This is a genomic window from Gordonia tangerina (assembly GCF_021556435.1).
Taxonomy (GTDB): domain Bacteria; phylum Actinomycetota; class Actinomycetes; order Mycobacteriales; family Mycobacteriaceae; genus Gordonia; species Gordonia tangerina.
Genome location: NZ_JAKGCU010000038.1, coordinates 1 through 18,528, shown reverse-complemented (window position 1 = coordinate 18,528; position 18,528 = coordinate 1). Strand labels below are relative to the sequence as shown.

General features: G+C 63.6%; 21 protein-coding genes and 1 pseudogene. 17 read left to right on the top strand and 5 right to left on the bottom strand.

The window, feature by feature from the left end; translation table 11 throughout:
• Window positions 1–172: 172 nt before the first annotated feature.
• The 15 genes from L1892_RS23385 (at window position 173) to L1892_RS23315 (ending at window position 13,035) form a co-directional block, all read left to right on the top strand.
• A complete protein-coding gene (locus L1892_RS23385) occupies window positions 173–1,945 on the top strand; it encodes a Gp37-like protein (RefSeq protein ID WP_235726194.1) in 1,773 nt (590 codons plus the stop codon).
• Complete coding sequence (locus L1892_RS23380) at window positions 1,942–2,289, top strand: hypothetical protein (protein WP_235726193.1); 348 nt, start codon at window positions 1,942–1,944, stop codon at window positions 2,287–2,289. The genes L1892_RS23385 and L1892_RS23380 overlap by 4 nt, the downstream gene beginning before the upstream one ends.
• Window positions 2,290–2,297: 8 nt before the next feature.
• Window positions 2,298–3,818, top strand: coding sequence for an N-acetylmuramoyl-L-alanine amidase (locus L1892_RS23375; RefSeq protein WP_235726192.1), 1,521 nt, complete (start codon window positions 2,298–2,300; stop codon window positions 3,816–3,818).
• A gap of 1 nt (window position 3,819) precedes the next feature.
• Window positions 3,820–4,206: a hypothetical protein gene (locus L1892_RS23370; protein WP_235726191.1), complete on the top strand. Its 387-nt coding sequence runs from the start codon at window positions 3,820–3,822 to the stop codon at window positions 4,204–4,206.
• Window positions 4,203–4,538: a hypothetical protein gene (locus L1892_RS23365; protein WP_235726190.1), complete on the top strand. Its 336-nt coding sequence runs from the start codon at window positions 4,203–4,205 to the stop codon at window positions 4,536–4,538. The genes L1892_RS23370 and L1892_RS23365 overlap by 4 nt, the downstream gene beginning before the upstream one ends.
• A complete protein-coding gene (locus L1892_RS23360; protein ID WP_235726189.1) occupies window positions 4,535–4,771 on the top strand; it encodes a DUF7620 family protein in 237 nt (78 codons plus the stop codon). Before L1892_RS23365 ends, L1892_RS23360 begins: the two co-directional genes overlap by 4 nt.
• Window positions 4,756–5,187: a putative phage holin gene (locus L1892_RS23355; RefSeq protein WP_235726188.1), complete on the top strand. Its 432-nt coding sequence runs from the start codon at window positions 4,756–4,758 to the stop codon at window positions 5,185–5,187. The genes L1892_RS23360 and L1892_RS23355 overlap by 16 nt, the downstream gene beginning before the upstream one ends.
• Window positions 5,184–5,813 (top strand): alpha/beta fold hydrolase, encoded by a 630-nt coding sequence (locus L1892_RS23350; protein ID WP_235726187.1) that lies wholly within the window; start codon window positions 5,184–5,186, stop codon window positions 5,811–5,813. The genes L1892_RS23355 and L1892_RS23350 overlap by 4 nt, the downstream gene beginning before the upstream one ends.
• A gap of 11 nt (window positions 5,814–5,824) precedes the next feature.
• Window positions 5,825–7,720, top strand: coding sequence for a hypothetical protein (locus L1892_RS23345; protein ID WP_235726186.1), 1,896 nt, complete (start codon window positions 5,825–5,827; stop codon window positions 7,718–7,720).
• On the top strand, window positions 7,717–7,902 hold the full coding sequence (locus L1892_RS23340) for a hypothetical protein (protein WP_235726185.1): 186 nt from the start codon (window positions 7,717–7,719) through the stop codon (window positions 7,900–7,902). The genes L1892_RS23345 and L1892_RS23340 overlap by 4 nt, the downstream gene beginning before the upstream one ends.
• A 247-nt stretch (window positions 7,903–8,149) precedes the next feature.
• Window positions 8,150–8,605: a hypothetical protein gene (locus L1892_RS23335; protein WP_235726184.1), complete on the top strand. Its 456-nt coding sequence runs from the start codon at window positions 8,150–8,152 to the stop codon at window positions 8,603–8,605.
• A 3-nt stretch (window positions 8,606–8,608) separates the two neighbouring features.
• The gene (locus L1892_RS23330; RefSeq protein ID WP_235726183.1) at window positions 8,609–9,928 is read left to right on the top strand and encodes an SGNH/GDSL hydrolase family protein; all 1,320 of its coding nucleotides are present in this window, start codon (window positions 8,609–8,611) and stop codon (window positions 9,926–9,928) included.
• Window positions 9,929–10,346: 418 nt separating this feature from the next.
• Window positions 10,347–10,502, top strand: a complete 156-nt coding sequence (locus tag L1892_RS23325) for a hypothetical protein (protein ID WP_235726182.1) — start codon at window positions 10,347–10,349, stop codon at window positions 10,500–10,502.
• Window positions 10,495–10,683, top strand: coding sequence for a hypothetical protein (locus L1892_RS23320; RefSeq protein WP_235726181.1), 189 nt, complete (start codon window positions 10,495–10,497; stop codon window positions 10,681–10,683). Before L1892_RS23325 ends, L1892_RS23320 begins: the two co-directional genes overlap by 8 nt.
• 618 nt (window positions 10,684–11,301) lie before the next feature.
• Window positions 11,302–13,035 carry a putative bifunctional diguanylate cyclase/phosphodiesterase gene (locus L1892_RS23315; RefSeq protein WP_235726180.1) on the top strand — a complete coding sequence of 578 codons (1,734 nt, stop codon included), beginning with the start codon at window positions 11,302–11,304 and terminating at the stop codon, window positions 13,033–13,035.
• A 6-nt stretch (window positions 13,036–13,041) separates the two neighbouring features.
• Here L1892_RS23315 and L1892_RS23310 read toward each other — a convergent pair whose 3' ends face one another.
• Window positions 13,042–13,530 carry an FBP domain-containing protein gene (locus L1892_RS23310; protein WP_235726179.1) on the bottom strand — a complete coding sequence of 163 codons (489 nt, stop codon included), beginning with the start codon at window positions 13,528–13,530 and terminating at the stop codon, window positions 13,042–13,044.
• A 461-nt stretch (window positions 13,531–13,991) separates the two neighbouring features.
• On the opposite strand from L1892_RS23310, the gene L1892_RS23305 reads away from it, so the two are divergent.
• A complete protein-coding gene (locus tag L1892_RS23305; RefSeq protein WP_235726178.1) occupies window positions 13,992–15,353 on the top strand; it encodes a DEAD/DEAH box helicase in 1,362 nt (453 codons plus the stop codon).
• Between the two features lie 67 nt (window positions 15,354–15,420).
• Here L1892_RS23305 and L1892_RS23300 read toward each other — a convergent pair whose 3' ends face one another.
• Both L1892_RS23300 and L1892_RS23295 read right to left on the bottom strand, forming a co-directional pair.
• Window positions 15,421–15,741, bottom strand: a complete 321-nt coding sequence (locus L1892_RS23300; protein WP_235726177.1) for an AzlD domain-containing protein — start codon at window positions 15,739–15,741, stop codon at window positions 15,421–15,423.
• Window positions 15,738–16,472, bottom strand: coding sequence for an AzlC family ABC transporter permease (locus tag L1892_RS23295; protein ID WP_235726176.1), 735 nt, complete (start codon window positions 16,470–16,472; stop codon window positions 15,738–15,740). Before L1892_RS23295 ends, L1892_RS23300 begins: the two co-directional genes overlap by 4 nt.
• 18 nt (window positions 16,473–16,490) lie before the next feature.
• Here L1892_RS23295 and L1892_RS23290 point away from each other — a divergent pair, with 18 nt between their 5' ends.
• The gene (locus tag L1892_RS23290) at window positions 16,491–17,102 is read left to right on the top strand and encodes a helix-turn-helix domain-containing protein (RefSeq protein WP_235726175.1); all 612 of its coding nucleotides are present in this window, start codon (window positions 16,491–16,493) and stop codon (window positions 17,100–17,102) included.
• A 33-nt stretch (window positions 17,103–17,135) separates the two neighbouring features.
• On the opposite strand, the gene L1892_RS23285 is transcribed toward L1892_RS23290, so the two are convergent.
• Window positions 17,136–17,933, bottom strand: a complete 798-nt coding sequence (locus tag L1892_RS23285; RefSeq protein WP_235726209.1) for a maleylpyruvate isomerase family mycothiol-dependent enzyme — start codon at window positions 17,931–17,933, stop codon at window positions 17,136–17,138.
• A 200-nt stretch (window positions 17,934–18,133) separates the two neighbouring features.
• Window positions 18,134–18,406, bottom strand: a pseudogene (locus tag L1892_RS24970) (EamA family transporter); the annotation flags it as partial.
• Window positions 18,407–18,528 lie beyond the last annotated feature (122 nt).

The window sequence follows — 18,528 nt, the reverse complement described above, 5'->3', positions numbered from 1 at the left end:
GCGGGAAACGGGCACATGCGTGGGCGTACGACCACTCAGACCCTTCGCCCTTAATGCATCAAGGAGTGGGCCTATGGGCTAGTAAGCCCCCTGTCCCGTATTCGCCTGACCCGCACCGTTACGACGCATTGTGCAGGTCATGTCACGTCAAGCGCGATCGGTACGGCCTAGAGTGAGTGTCGTTGTCGCCTATGAAGGCAGCGATATTGACGAGTTCGCGCAGTGGGCTCGTGAGGTTCGTGAAACCCGCATTGAGCGGATCTCCCGGCCCGCCCGCGTGATGCTGTATGACGGGGACTGGAACTTTCGGGGCACCGCCCACGGCCGCCGTGATGGTGCGATGAACCTGAAAGAGAACGAGCCAGGTTCCATCCAAATCGAGTTGCCGATCGCCGAATCCAAACGATCCCCCTACACCGGTGACGATATTGACGATTTCACGTTGTGGGCGCGGGAGATGGAAGACCACCGCTCCACGTTCCTCGCGCACTGGGCGTTGGACAAAGAAGGCCGCGACACCTCCAACATCCACATCATCGTGGAGAAGGACGGTGCACGTGTCGGGGGTAGGGCGGACGCCAAAACTGGTGTCACGATACGCCGGTCCCGTAAGGATGGGGACTCGGTTCGGCTCGAGTTTTTGGACGACATGCAGGAACTCAAGCACGTCCATATGGCGGCAGCCCCGTTCCTGCCCGTCAGCCTGATTCAGCAGCCGAAGGTGCAGTTCCTGTTCGCCCCAGCCGACTGGGGTGGGCTGGCAACACTGGGCATGAATGTGTTCCGCCTGCAGGGCACCAACTTCAACATGAACCTGGACATCCTCGACCCATCAACGTGGTCGGGCGGGTTGTGGGCGGACGCCCAAATTGTGCCTGTCCCGAAACCCATCGGCACCTCTGTGGCTCCGACGACGATTATCACGGGGACGATCAAGCAGTCGTGGCTGGATGTGATGGCCCCGATCCTTGAGGACGCCGAACTGATGGTGTACCCGCGACGGTTCCTCACGGGTGATCCTGAACCATTTCCCGGAGCGGGCACGAGTTGGCGGAACGGAACTTTGTTCGTCGACATCATCGACAAGTCGGGGTGGCGGTCAGGTACGTCGATTGGTGGCAACCTCGCCACCGGTCTATCGCGCACGATCGCGGGGGTGACCTCCAACTATGTGGAGGACTCCTACGACCTCCTCACCGGTGAGCCGGTGGATGTGTCGGGGTATCGGATACCAGGGTTCCTATCCACCCAACCGCCTCGCCCGTACGCGGTGTACCGGGATGGCAGCCTGTCGGGTCTCACCGATCTGGAGATGACCCGCGGCGCTGGTGGGCCGTGCCGCATCACGGCGGGCGGACAGTCCATGCCCGGTGTTGACGAACTGCTGGAAGCTGTAATCGGCTATGCGGGCGATGTTTTGGGAGATAACCTGAACGTCTCCGGGTACGGTGTGGGCAGCCTGGGCAACATCCTGAATGCGTTCCTCATGCCCATCCTGCAGGACAGCATCCTCGCTTACATGTCTGTGCCGTTGCTGCAGCGGGCCGCCGAGCAGGGGTGGGGGCATTGGCTGGAAACCGCCGCTACTGGTGTGACGCAGGCGTACACGCCGGCGGCGATCATGGATTTGCGGAAACGGCGACGTGAAACCGACCCCGACATGTCATTCACGTTCAACGTGACGTCGGGTGCGCCGTGGTTGATCGGCGATAACGGGCAAGGGCATTGGTGGTTGGGGGATCGGGTGGGGGCGACCGTCAAATACTTGGGTGCCCGGGTGTTTGTGTGCCGTTGCCGTGAACTGTCCGTCCCGTTGGGTGGTGGGGCTCCGGCGGTGTGGACGGCGAAGTTCGGCGACAAACGCGCCAAACAGGACGCTGTGGACCGGCTGGTGAATCTGGTGGGCACGACGATGAGCGCTCTGCAAGAGATTGGTTTGGCATGACAGACGATAAGAAGGCTCGCGTAGACCAAATGTCGGCGGTCCTGTTGTTGGCGTTCGCCGCTGCCGGCGGAACAGCACCGGTCACCATTGTCCGGCCTGTGGCGGAAGCTCTCGACGAGTTGGGTGTTCGTGTCGGGGATGACGTGGATGAAGATGTGTTGACGGCGAAACTGTCGGAGATTCCTGGTTTTCAGAAGGAACGGATGCGTGAGGAAGCGGAAGCGGCTGAGGTGCAACCACAGCCGGACCACACCACCCCGCAGGAGTCACGTTTGATACGTCGGGCTCCGAAGATGCCGAAGAAGATTCCCGCGAAACTCCGCGGCACCATCACACACGGGTAGGAAAACCAATGTCTTCTGACGATTACGCCCGCACCATCATTCAGGTCGGGCATGACATGGGTGTGAGTGTGCGTGGCATCAAGATCGCTCTGGCCACAGCGTTGGTCGAGACGAACTTGAAGAATTACGCCAACCGTGCCGTACCTGGGTCACTCACTGTCCCGTACGACGCGATCGGGTCGGACTCGAAATCGGTTGGCCTGTTTCAGCAGCAGCCCCAATGGTGGGGACGAGGCGATGGTATCGACCTGATGGACCCGGCCACCTCGGCACGCTTGTTCTATGAGGCGTTGACGCGTATCGACTACAACGGTTCGAATTCGCCGGGATCGTATGCGCAGGCGGTGCAGCGCAGCTCTTTCCCTGACCGCTATGACCAGCGGTTCGCTGAAGCATCGGCACTCTACGACCGACTCAATACCGGAGGTTCCGTCATGCCGGATTACGGCATCACCAAAGTCATGCACGGCTACAACGCCACCAGCGTCGGCATCGGCAACTCGAATGGCCCGCGTGCGAAGACCCCGTATTTCGTGGTGCACACCCAGCAGGCCAAGTCGACCGCCGTCAACCTCGCCAACTTCTGCAACGGCACCGCAACAACCGGCAACCCGGTCGCCTACAACCTGTCGATCGACGGCAAAGACACCGTCGAGATCGTCCCGATCAGCGAGGGGCCGTGGGCGGCAGCCGACGCCAACAACCTCGGCATCCACGTCTGCATCGCCGGATCGTTCGCCCAGTGGTCACGCGGCCAGTGGCTTGACGCCGTAGATGATTCGGGCGACAACCTAAGTGAGGACCTTGCGATTACCCGCGCCGCGAAGGCGTTGGCTGCCGCCCACCAGCAGTACGGCATCCCCCTCGTGTACGGCGGTGACCGCGGCAAGAGCGGGTGGCCAATCAAGTCTTCTGGCGTCGTCGGGCACATGGACTTCGGAAATCGCGGTGGCGGACACACTGACCCCGGCATGGGCTTCCCCTTCGACGAGCTGATTAAGCGTGCACTCACGGCCGGTGCGGCGCCGGTGGTACCGAACCTCATCGACGCCGCCGCGGCAGCCACACCGTGGGTGGGCGATCGGATCACCAAGGGCGAGAACAAGCTGAAGGATGGAGCATGGGCCGAGTTCACCGGCGCGCACATCTACTGGAAGAACGGGTCGAAGGCCGCCTACGTCATCCCGCACGGTGGCCTGTTTGAGACTTGGGGGGCCGACTATCAGTGGGAGCGTGGCCCTCTCGGATACCCGACGCGCCCGTACACCAAACTCCCCGAGGGGGCAGTTCAGGCTTTCGAGCACGGCACCTTACTCCGCAAGGATGGAGCCACACAAGGCTTCTACGTGCACGGGGCGATCGGCGACCAGTACAAGGCGATGGGGTGGGAGGAATCCCCTCTCGGTTATCCCGTCTCCAACGAGGAGCCCGTCAAGGGATCGGACAACATCGTGCAGCGATTCGAGCACGGAACCCTGACCTACGTGCCGACCGGCGTGAAGGTCGAACTCACCGGAAAGGCAGCCTGATATGAGCATATTGAAGAAGTTGTGGGCGTATGAACCTGTCCGCCTCGTCCTGTATTCGGTCATCGTCGCGGTGGTCGGCTATTTCGTGACTCGTGGTGTGTTGAACAAGGATTTGGCGGACTTGCTGATCATTCCCGCTATTGCGGTGGTGATGGGTGTGCCGTTGACGGAGGTGGCGCGGTCGAAGGTCACTCCGCAGGTGAAGGTGCCGGACATCATCACCGAGAATGTGGATGCCGCGGTGTCGGATGTGAGTGGCCGTGTCGATGATGCGGTGGCGCAGGCGCGGGCGGAGATTGAGAAGCGGTTCGGTGAGCAACCTGCCCAGGTCCTCGACGTTGTGAGTAAGACCGTCGAGGGCTACATCGGGCGTCACCGCAAATCATGAGCTTGCCCCTCAGCCCCGACGTGTGGAACTCCGTCGGGGTTGTCGGATTCCTCATCGTCGTGGTGGGGATCGCCCTGTGGGGGTTGAAACAGGAGTGGTGGGTTCCAGGGAAGTTTCACCGCGAAACCATCCAAACCCTCCGGGATTCCAACACTGAAGTGGTGGCGTCGAAGAATCAGACGATCTCGGAACTCAGTGAGGGACGTCGCGACGACAAGGTGGCCATCCAAAATCTGACGCGCACGATCTCTGAGTGGGATGTGGCGGGCAAGCTGCAGACCCACATTTTGGATTCGATTCGTCAGTCTTCCGCGGATCGGGAGGCGCGATGAAGTGGCCGTGGCAGCGTGAGATGGATGTGGTGAAGTCGCAGGCCGCTCAGGCGATTCAGGATGCGCAGTCGGAGGCAGAGTTGGCGCGGGCGGAACGGTTGCAGTCTGCGATGCAGCGCCAGCATGTGGAGACGACGATCAGCGAGTCGATGAAGACGGTGAAGAAGTTGCGGTGGCATCTGGAGGAGAACGGGTGGACTGCGCTGTTGCAGGATGCGTGGGGTGGCCGATGATTTGCCGTGTAGCTCACTGGTTGAAGACTCAGGAACCGATCGTGGGGGTGACTGCTGTTGCTGCGGTGATGGTGTGCTTCGCGTTCGTGTTGGATTTGTTTGTGGAGTTGGATTACCGTCTGGCGGCGAACATTTCCTTGCTTTTCGTGGCGTTGCTGGTCAACGTGTTCACCCTCCTGTACTTGTTCCGTTCGATCTGGTGGAAGAACGAGATCGGGAAAATCTATCTGGCGAAGTGTTTGGTGTTGTCGGCGGTGTTGGATCACATTGCGTTGTCGTTGTGGTGGGATTTGGATTACCCGTTTCGGCAGCAGATTCGGTTTGCGATTTACACGTTGGGTGCTGTCGCGTATCTGCCGATGTTGGTGTCGTTGTTGCGTGAGCAGTCGCGTGATCGTCGGCGGGTGCGGGCGTGAGGGTTGTCAAGCTGCGCGGCACTGGCGAATCCCTTGGTGGCCCGAACATGCTGTCGTCTATCGAGGGTGATGATCTGGCGTATACGGCGGAGATTCGGCCGATTGGGTTGCGGTCGTATGCGGAGTCGGTGTCGGATGCGCGCCGACAGTTGGCCGTTGTGGATCAGGATGGGGCACCGTACATCCTGGTCGGTTACAGCTTGGGTGCTGCTGCTGCCGGGGATTTCGTGCAGTACGACCGGCCGAAACACTGCCGCGGCGTCGTGCTCATCGCCGACCCGAAACGGCACCGCCGCCAAGTAGCGAACAAAGGGGTCAACCCCAACAACTGGGGCATCGCCGGGGAACGATTCATTGATGCGATGCAATGCTATTCGCTGTCCATCCCCGATGATCCGATCTCAGCATTGCCAGGTAACAACGGTTTGCGCATGATCGCCGATCGTGTCACCGGACTGCGGCAGCCACTCCCGTCGCAGTGGTGGAACGCCGGCTACACCCTGGACTGGCTACACCGGTACCTGGTGGGAGGTCGGCACACGTCGTACGGGGTGGAGCGTATGGCCGGGAACGGTGGCCGAACCTACATCGAACACGCACGCAGTATCGTGGAGGGACTCAAGTGACCCTGCCCAACATGCCATTCGAGTCCACAACACCTGCCGATTTGCCGCAGGGTGTGAGTGCACCGTCGCAACTCGGGTCCGCGTTGCAGGACCAGTCGAAGGCCAAGTTCAAGTCTCTTGCCGCATCCAGGTTTCCGTCGGTGGTGAACGGTACCTCTGCCGGAAACCCTGCCGATGTGGCCGGTCCGCTCGGGTTTGTTGTGGACTTGTTCGCGGGGTTCGCGCAGAACGTCGCGCAGTCCGACCCGGCCGCCATCCAAGGCCCCGACGATCTGCACGAGTTGGTGACCGATTTCTTCGACGGACTCCCCCTGGTGGGTGTCCTGATCGACATTCGAGACGCCATGATGGGCAACTATGAGGGCGATGACCCTGTGTTGCAGGCGATCGACTCGTTCATGGGCAGTCTTGCTGGTCTGGTCAACACTGTCCAGGATTTCGTGCACTCACTGGTCGATGCGATTTTGCAGGCGATTCGGGGTATTCCGGTGGTGGGTGGCACGTTGGCGGACATCATCGCCGATGTGGGAAACCTGAACGACACCGCAGTCACAGCGCACTCCGCGGCCACTGCTGCAGAAGCAAACACAGCCACCCTTGCCGAGAACATCAACTCGGCCACGACAGGTGGCAGTGCGGGCGGATCAGGCGCGATTGCTGACGCCTTCGACACCATCGCCAGCATTTTCGGGATTGCGGATGCGGCGCAGAAAACGGCGATGGCTGCGCAGCAACAGTTGCAGGACATTACCGAGTCCACCCCGGAGGGCGGATTCTCGTGGTCCACCATTTTCGCCGGTAGCGATGGCGCGGCCCTGAGTGGCACTGATTGGCCTACAGGGTCAAGTCAGATCGTGATCCGCGGCGACGACGGCTATGTGGGTATCCAGTCAGGGTCGGCGAACGGTGTGTATCACAAGCTGTCTGCGTATTCGTATGTGACTGACACGCAATCGGTGTCGACAGTGCTCGGTGATCGGCCACCGTTGGCGCCGGGATACGACACCGGGTTGTGTTTGCGCTGCAACTCGGACATGACGACGGGCGCCTACTGCCTTGTCGACCGCGAGTCAGTGATGGTCGGCAAGTTCACGCGCAGCGGGTCGTCATGGACGTACACCCCATTCACAACACAGTCGATCGGTATCGGCCAGGGCGACATCATCCGGTTTCGGGCGTCAGGAGATAACTACTTTGTGCAGGTCAACGGCATCACGCGAGTATCAGTCACCGATACTGGTGCGACGGTCGCGCAAGGTGCCAGCTACAGGCGGGCTGGATTCTTGCAGCAGCGCGGCACGCAAGCGTTCCTCACCGTCGACAGTTTCCGCATGGCGTCGTTCGCCATGTCGGATTGGGTTCCGGCGGGTGCTGGTGTGACGGCGGCGTCGTGGCGTCTGCGTCGTGGGTCGGGCGACGAGGTGGGTCTGTCTGTGGGTGCGGGCGGGCAGTCGGTGATGCCGTCCGGGTTCTACACAGTAGAGGATTTGGCGTCGGCTGTCACCGTCACCGATCTGGGGACGGGGCAGGTCACCATCACGGAGTCGGGGTGGTATGAGATTTCGGCATCGTCGATCAATCGGGACGACTCCAGCGATGCCAGCACAACGAGTGTGGGGTCCGTACGCAGCTACCACCGCACCGCTGATGCGTACCGGCCAACGTTGTGGGTGCTGTACGTCGATGGCACCGCGATAGCCGGTCCGATCATGTCGGGCGTACCCACCACCGTGTACCTCGCGGCCGGTCAGGTAGTGCGACCCGGTGTGTCAGCATCCTGGCCACTCACACCCGCAACCGCAGGCGGCGATTCCAGCACCTACTACATGGTGGGGGGCGTGTCGGCGATCAGCGGCGTCTCCGGCAGCCCATCCGCATCATTCACCGGCCGAAAGGTTGCATCATGACCACCTTCACCCTGCCTGAGCTACCCGACGTCACCTTCACTGTGACGCGCGGCTCAGGAGGCGACTCAGGTTTACCCGCCAACTGGATTCGCGTCGTCGGCACCCAACCCGGTGAACCAACCGAAGACAACCCGACCCCCGATCCGGTCGTGGTGTCCGAAGTCGGATTCGCAGGACCATGACGCGCCTCTGAAATTTCCCCATAACTGAATACCGTCCACCCCCACCCACCCTGGTTGGGGGTGTTTGTCATGCCCTGAAAGGGGGACAGTAATGCCTGATGTGACATTCAAAATCAGTGACGGCTACCCGTCGATCACGGGAACAAAGGATTTGCGGTTCCGGCCACGTTCCACGTTCCAAAACCCGGCCGACGACTCGATCGTGTACCCAAAGATCCACAACAAAAAATGCGCTCATGACGAGTTGGTGACCCTGGATTTGGCGGAGGGTCCGTGGTCGGTTGCCGGCCTGGCGGGCGCAAAGTCGGTCGACTTCGACGTCCCTGAGGGTGGGGGTGAGTTGTGGGGGTTGATTGCCGCGAACCTGGCGATCCCTCCACAGACGTCGGCGCAACGGTTGGCGCAGGTGGTGGCCGACTACGTCGATGAGCAGGGGATCACCCCAACGACGAATGAGACGGTGGCGGGATTCGTCACGTCAGGAGCTACGCGGGATGCGGTGGACGCGCGGGTTGCTGCGGGCACCGCAGACTTCATCACCGAAGCGGAAGCTACAGCCTCTTATGTGCGGTTGGAGGACTACGCCCCCGGCGGTGGCGGAACGCTCACCGAAGACCCCGAACGCCCCGGAACCTTCATCATCTCCGGTGGTGGTATCACCGAGAACCCCGAACGTCCCGGCACCTTCCTGATTGGAGCATGACCCATGGCCTACGTACCTGTCGGAATTGACGACGACGGCAACCTGCCCGACGAGGTGATGGGCAACCTCAGCGGCGCATACGCCCGCGTCGGCGGCTCGGCGCAGCGCGGCACTCACGTCCCGGTCGCTACCCGTACCGCGTTGACCTACATGCGGGCCAAGTCGGACGGCTCGGCCACCCAGGAGACCAGCCGCGTCACCCATGTCATCACCGCCGACTGCTTCAACCTGCGGGTCTACTACGGCAACATCACGTCGAACGCAAACGCAGTGTCCCCGGTGGATGGCGACAACGCGATCACCGTGAAGTGTGATGTGGAGGACGCCTCCGGCAAGCGCAAACGCGGCTGGACGACCACCGGGGCGCGGTCGATGACCATCGAACCGGGCGGGCATGGGTATTTCACCGTGCAGGGCACGTTCAAGAAGGGTGACCGCATCTACACCCGCACCCACGTATCGGTGGCGTCGGCGGGAATGAAATGGCCGCGTGGCCTGACCACCAACACCGGCCCGCAAGCCGGTCTCGGCGAGGGTGTCACCGTGGGATCGGACCTGACATTGCCCAGCACGACAGCGGTGTCCCAGTCGTTCGTGTGGGTGTATTCGCCCGCGATGATCCTCGGCGAGGTCGCCACCCCCGCCCCGACCGTTGCCATCATCGGTGACAGCATCGCGGCGTCGCAGGCCGACAACGCCGACCGGGGATTCATTGTGCGCGCCTTGGAGCCACTGAACCTCGGGTACGTGTGGCTGCCGCAACAGGGCGAGACGATGAGCATGTGGCACACCGCCGACGAAGGCGGGGGCCGGGCGGTGGGACTCGATCACGTCTCGCACGCGATCTGCCAGTACGGGGTCAACGACATCTTCAACAACGGGAACTCGTTGGCGACCTGGCAGACGAACGCTCTCAAGTTGTGGACGGCCCTCGCGCAGCGCGGGATCAGTGTGTTCCAGACGACGATCACCCCGAAGTCCAGTAGCACCGATTCGTGGGCGACGACCGCCAATCAGACCGCTGCCGCCCAGACCGGCGTCCGCAACAGCGTCAATGACTGGTTGCGGGCCGGTGCGCCACTCAATCCATCCACGCTCGCAGCGGTGGCCGTGGGCACGGCGGGCGCACTGTTGGCGGGCCAGCCCGATCACCCGCTGACGGGGTACTTCGAGGTGGCCGACCAGGCAGAGAGTGCCCGCAACTCGGGCTTGTGGAAGGTGACCGGAACGGCGAACTATGCGACCGGCGACGGCACGCACCCGTCCGGGGCGATGCACACGCTGATGGCGGCAGGGATCGACGCCTCCCGGCTGACTCTCTGACCCCCGCCCATAACCCTGAGATTTCCGGGCGGATCGTCTGACTGAAACCCTTCGAGGGGAGGTGACCTTGTGGACCCGTTCGCCATTGCTCACGGCATCTGGTTCGGCATCGGAATGATCGCCGGATGGATCGACCTTCCCTCTCTTAACCTGTCCCTGTAACACCCTGGCCGTCGACACCGATACACCTGACAGCGCCCCGCGCGGACCAACCCCCGACTGGTCCGACGCGGGGCGCTTTCGTCGTTTATGACGCGAGTTATGCATAAGTTATGGTTCCGGGAACCATAACGACCGTTGGTGCGTCCAATGACCGTGACGACCGCTGACGTCCTCGACGTACTCGCGCTACTCGCTGTGTCGTTAACCCTCGTGTGGTGGACCCTCGAAGACACACACCAGAAGTAAACTTGGGGGCATGACCGCACCTGACGGCTACTGGATTGGCGACCGTGTGGCCGATCCCCGATTCGCCCCGGAACTCGAAGTCCTCGACCCCGACGAAGTGGCCGAAGCGATCGGCTCATGGGGGAATGCCGCACCGGAATGGGATGTGGAGGTCGGCGATGCCTGACTTCAAGGTCGGAGACCGGGTTATCAACACGCGCTACGGGTGGGCTGGACATATCACCGGCATCTTCAACCATGAGGTCGGCGGTATGTGTTGGGTGGAGACGACTCACGTCCCATCCGGCGATGGGAACCCTGGAGATACTGCACTCGGGCTGTTCGCCAACCTGGAGCACATCGACTGACGGGCCAAAGAGCGCCCCGATCCCAACCTTGGGGTCGGGGCGTTTTTTGTTTGTGTCCCGTAGGAGTAATGATAAGAGTAAGTTTTGTGATGAAACGGTGTCTGACCTGAGCCGATGACGGGAATCGAACCCGCGTATTCAGCTTGGGAAGCGGAGTATCTGCAGAAGTGAATCACGGCTAGTCGATCACAGTTGGTCGGGCGTCCCACTGTTGCCAATGGCAACACGCGCGGACATTTCCCCAGGACGTGCCATCGCCACCCGAGCAACGCCAAGTGCTGTATCGCCTGTTCAGCGCGCATATCGCCAGGAGATGACAGGGGTTCGATTCCCCTTAGCTCCACAGAATCCGCCTTGGAAGCACCCGGCACAGCGCCGCCGCCGACACAATGTCGACGGCGGCTTTGCGTCGGGCGCTTTTGTCTGGAGCATTTCGGTGTCGAGTGCGGTGAGGGTACTCACGCCTGGCCGATCGTCGATCCGCTCCGCCGCGAGCGACGTATATTCTCCGGTGTGCTGTGTGAATTAGTGCCCCGCGCCGGAAGTTCGTTGATGAGTTCGACGTGCAGGCAGTGCGTCGCCTCGTTGGCGTCACCGCCCAGAGGGGCGTGATCTTGGATGGCAGACCGTGGGGGTGACCATACAGGTCAGGGTGACGAGCAGGCCGGGCGCCGAGCGATGCTCGTGGTCGCATCCATGGCGCAACCGGTGATCGTTATCGGCGCTGATGGATGCGTCGAGATCGCCAACGCGGCCGCGCGCAGCGTGTTGGATCTGGGATCTGACATCACGAGGGCGCGAATCGACGATGTCGGCCTCGACTTCGCCGCCACCGAGATGTCACCGATCCTCCGGTGCGTGCAGGCCGGGGAACCTTTCGACGATCACATCGCCACGATCATCGCGCCGCAGGGACGGCGCTGGCTGTCGTGCAGCGGCCGCCAGATCGCGCACGACGGGGCGCTCGCGGCGGTGGTCACGTTCACCGATATCACCGAACGCCACCAGGAAACCGCTCGACTCGAGTGGGACGTGAGTCGATTTGAATGGCGGGCGTTTCACGATGACCTGACGGATCTGCTGAACCGCGCAGGCACACTCGCCGCCATCGGCGATCACTTGGCGACGCGTTCGGCGCCGCAGGACTGCGTGGGCGTGTACTACGTGGATCTCGATGGTTTCAGGGTGATCAACGATTCGCTGGGGCGGACGGTCGGCGACGACATCCTCACCGCGGTGGGCGGCCGGTTGCGGGACGCCTTGGGCCCCGATGCCGCCATCGGCCGACTCGGTGGCGATGACTTCGTGGTGGTCGAGCTCATCCGCGACGACCTGAGCGCGCGCCTCGAAAACCAGGTCTCGCGCATCCGAGAGCTCGTAGACCAGCCCATTGCGCTCGACGGGCGAACCGAACGGATCACCGCGTCCGTTGGGGTGGCCGTGGCCCGCCATTTGGTGGATGATCCCGCACCGGTAGACATGTTGCGCGACGCCGAGATTGCCTTGCAGGAGGCGAGGACGAACTCGGCCGGCCGACCGTACGCCTCGTTTCGTCCGCAGTACCGCTCGGACTGGTTGCGGCGGCAACGGATCGAGTACGAACTACGGAACTCGGTGAACTCCGACCCCGGCCAGCTGTACTTCGACTATCACCCGGTCGTGGATGTCGGACGCGGCCACGGGCGGGTCGCGCTGGAGGCGCTGATGCGTTGGCGTCACCCGGAGTTGGGCCAGGTGTCGCCAGGTGAGTTCATCACGATCGCCCGGCGCACCGACCTGATCGAACAACTCGGAGCGCACCTCGTCGACACCACGATGCGTGAATTCGTCGTGAACGAGCGGACGACCGAGGGACTGACGTTGTGTCTGAACTTCACTCGTCGTGAACTGGCCGACCGTCACTTCGTACCGCGCCTGCAGTTGGCGCTCGGTGACGCCGGATTGGACCCCGGCCGCTTGTGCGTGGAGGTCTCCGAGCGAGATCTCGCCGCCGGGGACCGCACGGGCATCCGGGCGACGATGACGTCGATCCGCGACCTCGGATGCCAGCTCGCCATCGATGACTTCGGTACGGGCGGAATGTGTTTGAGCGACCTGTACCAAATGCCCATCACCACCATCAAGACGGCCAAGGCGTTTGTCGACGACATGGAGGACGGCGCGGCCGACGAGGCCGACCGCGCCGAACAGATGTTGACCGGCATCGCATCCGCCGCGCACGCGTTGGGGATCACGGTGATCGCCGAGGGGGTGGAGACGTCTCGGCAGGCTGCGGCGATCGTGCGCGCCGGGTGCGACTTCGCCCAGGGGTTCTTCTACGCCTTCCCGCAGCGGCTGGTCGACATCGACTGAGTGTGGTCAGTGCACCAGGATGCGCCGCGCAAATCCATTCAGGTGCCTGCGCAAGGTGGCAATTCGCTGTTGCCGAACCGCTTCGGGGTCGTCGCCGGCGAAGATCGCCGACGGCCTGGTCCGAACGTTCGCCGAACACTCGAACCGCGAACACATGAGAATGCCCACCGTGTCGCCTTTGCGCCCCGCGGCTCCGGCGAGTTTGGCGCTGTAAAACGACACTTCGTTGGGCAGGTGGACATCTTGGCAGAACGAGCATTGCGGCCGGGTTCGTGGTTGCCGACCGCCCAGGCGCAGCATGATTCCGACGTCGGTGTCGTCGTGTGGAATGACGAGATAGCCGACCTGCGGCAGTTTTGGATCCCGCCAACCCAGGAAATCCATTTCCTCCCAACGCAATTCGGTATAATCGAGCGGCAGGCTCAACGCCTTGCGCTCGCGGACCGAGGCGTTGACGAGCGAGGAACGGATAGCGGATTCGGTAAGTGCATACATGTGTATCGATGACCTCATGTCGTGGGGTGTGAAGGCATGCGTCTGCCGACGTGGTCCGAGCGGAGTCACGTCGACGGGGCAGGGCGGTCAGTTGTCGGCGCGCACGACGCCGGCAACCTCCGCACACCCGGTGGGCAACGACACGAATGAGTACACGGTGGGTCATCGTCGTCGTCGACGGTTGAGGTGTCAACGTCATTTCGGCTGCCGCGCATGTCACCAGGAGCAACAGGCATGACGCGCATCACGATGATTTGGCCGGGTCGACGGGCCTCGCGTAGCCTGGTCTCATTGATGCACCGATCAGGTGCGGTCAACGCGTCGTAGAACGCTTCTTCGACAGGCTTCAAGCGCCTGCTCTTTGACTTCATACGGCGAACGAACACGCACAGATGCGTCTTCGCCATCCGACCCCGACCCGCGGTCTGACGCTGCTCGGTGTCCACAGAGAAAGACGGACCTTGTCCACTACTTTTGCTTCACTCGGCGTACCTGCCGAACTCGTCCGTGTCCTCGCTGCCGAGGGCAAGACCGAGCCGTTCCCGATCCAGGCCGAGACCCTCGGCGACACCCTGGCCGGCAACGATGTGATCGGTTCCGGCAAGACCGGCTCCGGTAAGACCCTCGCATTCGCCATCCCGATGGTCGCCGGGTTGGCCGAGATGGAGGTCACCCGACGACCGGGCGCACCCACCGGCCTGGTGCTGGCGCCCACCCGCGAACTCGCGACCCAGATCGCCGCGGTGCTCACCCCGTTGGCCAAAGCGCTGAACCTGACCGTGACCACCGTCTTCGGTGGCGTCCGCCAGAATCGGCAGGAGGAGGCGTTTCGCCGTGGGGTCGACATTGTGGTCGCGTGCCCCGGTCGGCTCGAAGACCTGATGGGCCAGGGCATCGTGCGACTCGACGATGTCGAGATCACCGTGCTCGACGAGGCGGATCACATGGCCGATCTCGGCTTCCTTCCCGGTGTCACGCGCATTCTTGCCGCCACCCCGCGCGACGGGCAGCGCATGCTGTTCACCGCCACGCTCGACAACGGGGTCGACAAGGTCGCCAAGCGCTTCCTGAGCAAGCCGACTGTGCATTCCACCGAGGAGACCACGGCTCCGGTTCAGATGACCCACCACGTCTTCGAGGTCGACCCGGGCGCCAAGAACGATCTTGTGCGCGAGCTCGCCTCCGGGCGCGGGCGTCGAATCCTGTTCACCCGCACCAAGCATCAGGCCAAGAAGCTGGCCAAGAAGCTCACCGACGGCGGAATCCCGGCCGTCGACCTGCATGGCAACCTCAGCCAGGCCCAACGCGACCGGAACCTCAAGGCCTTCGGTGGCGACGGGGTGCGCGTGTTGGTGGCCACCGACGTCGCGGCGCGTGGCGTGCACGTCGACGGTGTGGAACTCGTGGTGCACGTCGACCCGCCCGCCGAGCACAAGGCCTACCTGCACCGTTCGGGACGTACCGCACGCGCGGGCAGCAGTGGCGACGTGGTCACCGTCTGCCTGCCGGATCAGCGCCGCGACGTCGCGGGACTGCTGCGTAAGGCAAACATCAAGGTGGCGCCGACCCGCGTCGATGCGGCCTCCGTCGAGGTCGACGATCTCATCGGCCCCCGCGCCGAGTTCGTGGCGCCGCAACCCAAGCCCGTGCAGAATCCGCCCCGTAACGCCGCACCCCGTGGCCAGCGCGGCAATGGCGGACGAGGACGTGGGCAGGGCGCGCGTCGCCCGAGTGACGGCCAGCGGCGGCGTGGTGGCACCGCCCGCCGTGGTGGCCGCGGCGCTGCCACTGCGGGTAGCCGGAGCGGCGCGGGAGCTCGGTAGACCGCGGGGCACCAGCGTCATCCGGACCGTGAGGCCGACCGATCTGCCGGTTCGGCTTCGCGAGAGATCACGCGACGCCGAGTGCTCGCATGCCGGCCGTGACGCCGGCCGCGAGCAGGATCACGATCATCAGGGGTGCCCGGCAGACTGCTGCGACCACGCCGACGGCCACTCCGGCCGGACGGGCCCAGCCGGCGAACTCCTGACCGGCGAACACCGCGCCCGTCACCGCGACGCCGACGAGCAGCAGGATCGCCGCCCGGTCGAGCAACGCGGCCGCGGTCGGGCTCACCTCGTAGCGGTTGCGTAACGCCGGTCCGGCCACCCGGATGAGGTACGTACCGACAGCGAGCAGTGCCGCTCCGGCCAGCAGGTCGATGGTGCTCATGGTGCGTACTCCTGCCGTTGATGGTCGACGGGGGTGCCCTGGGCGGCCGGGGTGCCACGTCTGTCTCCGGAGTCGCGTGCGATCACGGCCAGACCGGCCAAGGCGCACAGGATGGGCACCCCGGCCGGTAGGAGCGGTGTCGCCGCCACGGCTGCTGCTCCGCCGACAAGGGCGGCGCACAGCGTTTTTCGTTCGCGCAGTGCGGGGATGGCGAGTGTGGCGAGCAGTGCGGGGAAGGCTGCGTCGAGACCGAGTGACGCCGGGTCCGCGACGATCTCGCCGATCGCGACCCCGATGGCCGACCCGAGTGGCCAGCTGACCAGCACTCCGGCGCCGCAGAGAAGGAAGGCGGCGCGAGCCCGCCGCTGATCGGTTTCGACGGCCGTGACCGCGGCGGTCTCATCGTTGATCAGGTGGGCGGCGAGCGCTGTCGGCCATCCGCGTGGAAGGAATCGCCCCATCGACAGTCCGTAGCCGAAATTGCGTGTGTTGACCACCAGACCGGCGAGCGCGGCGAGTAGGGGCGCACCGCCCACCGCGATGATGCCGACGAACACGAACTCCGAGGAGCCGGCGAGGACCACAGTCGCAATGACGACGATCTGCCACCAATCCAGGCCTGCGGAGTGGGCGGTGACGCCATACGACGCGCCGATGACCAGCACGGACATGCTCATGACGAGCACTGTGCGAACAGTGGCACGATCAAGTGTTCTCCGAAGCGAACGCATGTCCACTATAGTGGACCTATGCCAGGTGTTCGTCAAGATGGACGATCGTCCTATGAATCGAACGATCCGACGGATGTTGCTCCGTCGGATCCCAAACGCGTCGTTGCTGCCGCGCTCAAGCGGGAACGGACCCGGGCGGGATTGTCGATCGGCGAACTGGCTCGGCGCGCCCGGATCGGGAAGTCGACCCTGTCGCAGCTGGAGACCGGCGAGGGGAACCCGAGTGTAGAGACGCTCTGGGCACTCTCGACGGCGCTGGGAGTGCAGTTCTCGGCATTGTTGGACACACCGACCCGGTCGGTGGAGGTGATTCGATTCGGCGACGGTCCACTCATCCCGGCTGCCGCAGCCGACTACTCGGCGACCCTGCTGTCAACAGCACGGCCCGGAACGCGGCGCGACCTGTATCTGATCCGTGCGCAGCCGGGTGAGCCGAGAATCTCCGCGCCGCACGCCCGCGGCGTGGTGGAACTGGTGGTGATCAGTAGCGGTAGAGCGAAAGTCGGGCCCACCGGCAGCGAGGTGGAACTGGCCGCGGGTGACTACGTGTCGTATGCGGGCGATGTCGAGCACGTGTTCGCCGCGCTCGAACCCGAAACCGTTGCCGTCATGATCAGTGAATCGACCTGATCGCGGAATGATGCCTATCGGCGAAGGATCTGATCACGCCGGTGCGAAGCGGCGGCAGAGGCCGGCGGCCAGCCACGGGCGCGCGCCCCAGGCGAACGCCCGGCCGGTCACGGCCGCCCACGTCGGCGACATCCGTCCGTACGCCGCCAGCATGGCTACCACCGGGTCGACACTGATGTGCACGTCGGGATGGCGCGACTGCGGTGGGTCGATCACGAGTCGGCCGTCGGTGAACTCGTAGACATACCTTTCGTCGCACCCGCGGAGGCGGATGTCATAGGTCGCCGAATGTCCGCCGCACGATGACTCCACCAGCCACCGAGGCAGCACCTGATGGCGCCCGCGCGCCACGAGGGGCGCCACCTTCGGGTCGATCTGCCACGACGCGCCGACGGCGGTGGCCACGTCGTGACCGTGGATGAGGAACTCGCCGATCAGGATGCCCAGTGCCGCGTCGGACCGAACCCGTGAATCCGCATCGAAGTTCATCACCGGTACCCGGGCGCCGAAATGTGACACGGCGTAGAGGAGGCGGTCCAGGTCGTCGAGGAAACGCTCGGTCAGCCGATGGATGTCCCGGGTTGACATGTTCGCTATCTGCTTGGCGTTGAAATCGGGTAGGTCCTTGGGCCGGTGCGGCCACGAACCCGTGCCCTCGATCAGTTCGAGGTAGCGGCCCGGCGTGGCGGCCACGTGGCCGAGGCAGTCGACCACGGTCCATCCCGGGGTACTCGTGAGGCGGGCGTCGGGTTCGGCGACGGTCCGCACCAACTCGGCGAAACGTTCCCCCGAATCGCGCGCGGCGTCGATGTAATCGAACCGCGAGTACATTGTCTTCACCCGTGCACCCCCTGAACAAGTGGATGCCAGGATATCTCGGAACCGTTTGGCGGACAGGGGAATCACGACTGTTCACCTGGAATGTGCGGTGGTGAACTCAATTGCTGTCAGTGATCTGGTGTGCGCCGTCGCAGTGCGAGATCTGGGACAGTTGTCTCAGTCGGTGGTCCCCGATGGCGTTGCCTGCCTCGTCAGATCACCGGCTCTTCGCCTCGGGTAGATGCTTCGCCGGACCGCACGACAATCACGCCGACGACGATCAACACACCACCGACGAGTTGCACAGCGGTGGGTAGTTCGGCGAGTGCTGCCCAGGCGAAGGCGACTGCGAACAGCACTTCGGACAGTCCGACGAAACTCATCACCCGCGACCCCAGGCGTCGGCCGGCGGCAATACCCATGGAGTAGGCAACAGCCGCGCTCACCACCCCCAACACGACAGCTGGTACCCACCACGGCATCGACTGAACCGCCCCGGGTCTGTCGGAGGCTCTCGAACCTGTGAAGGATGGAGAGCATGGCAGCACCACGCAAGTACAGTGAGGAACTCAAGGACCGGGCCACCCGGATGGCATGTGAAGCGCGA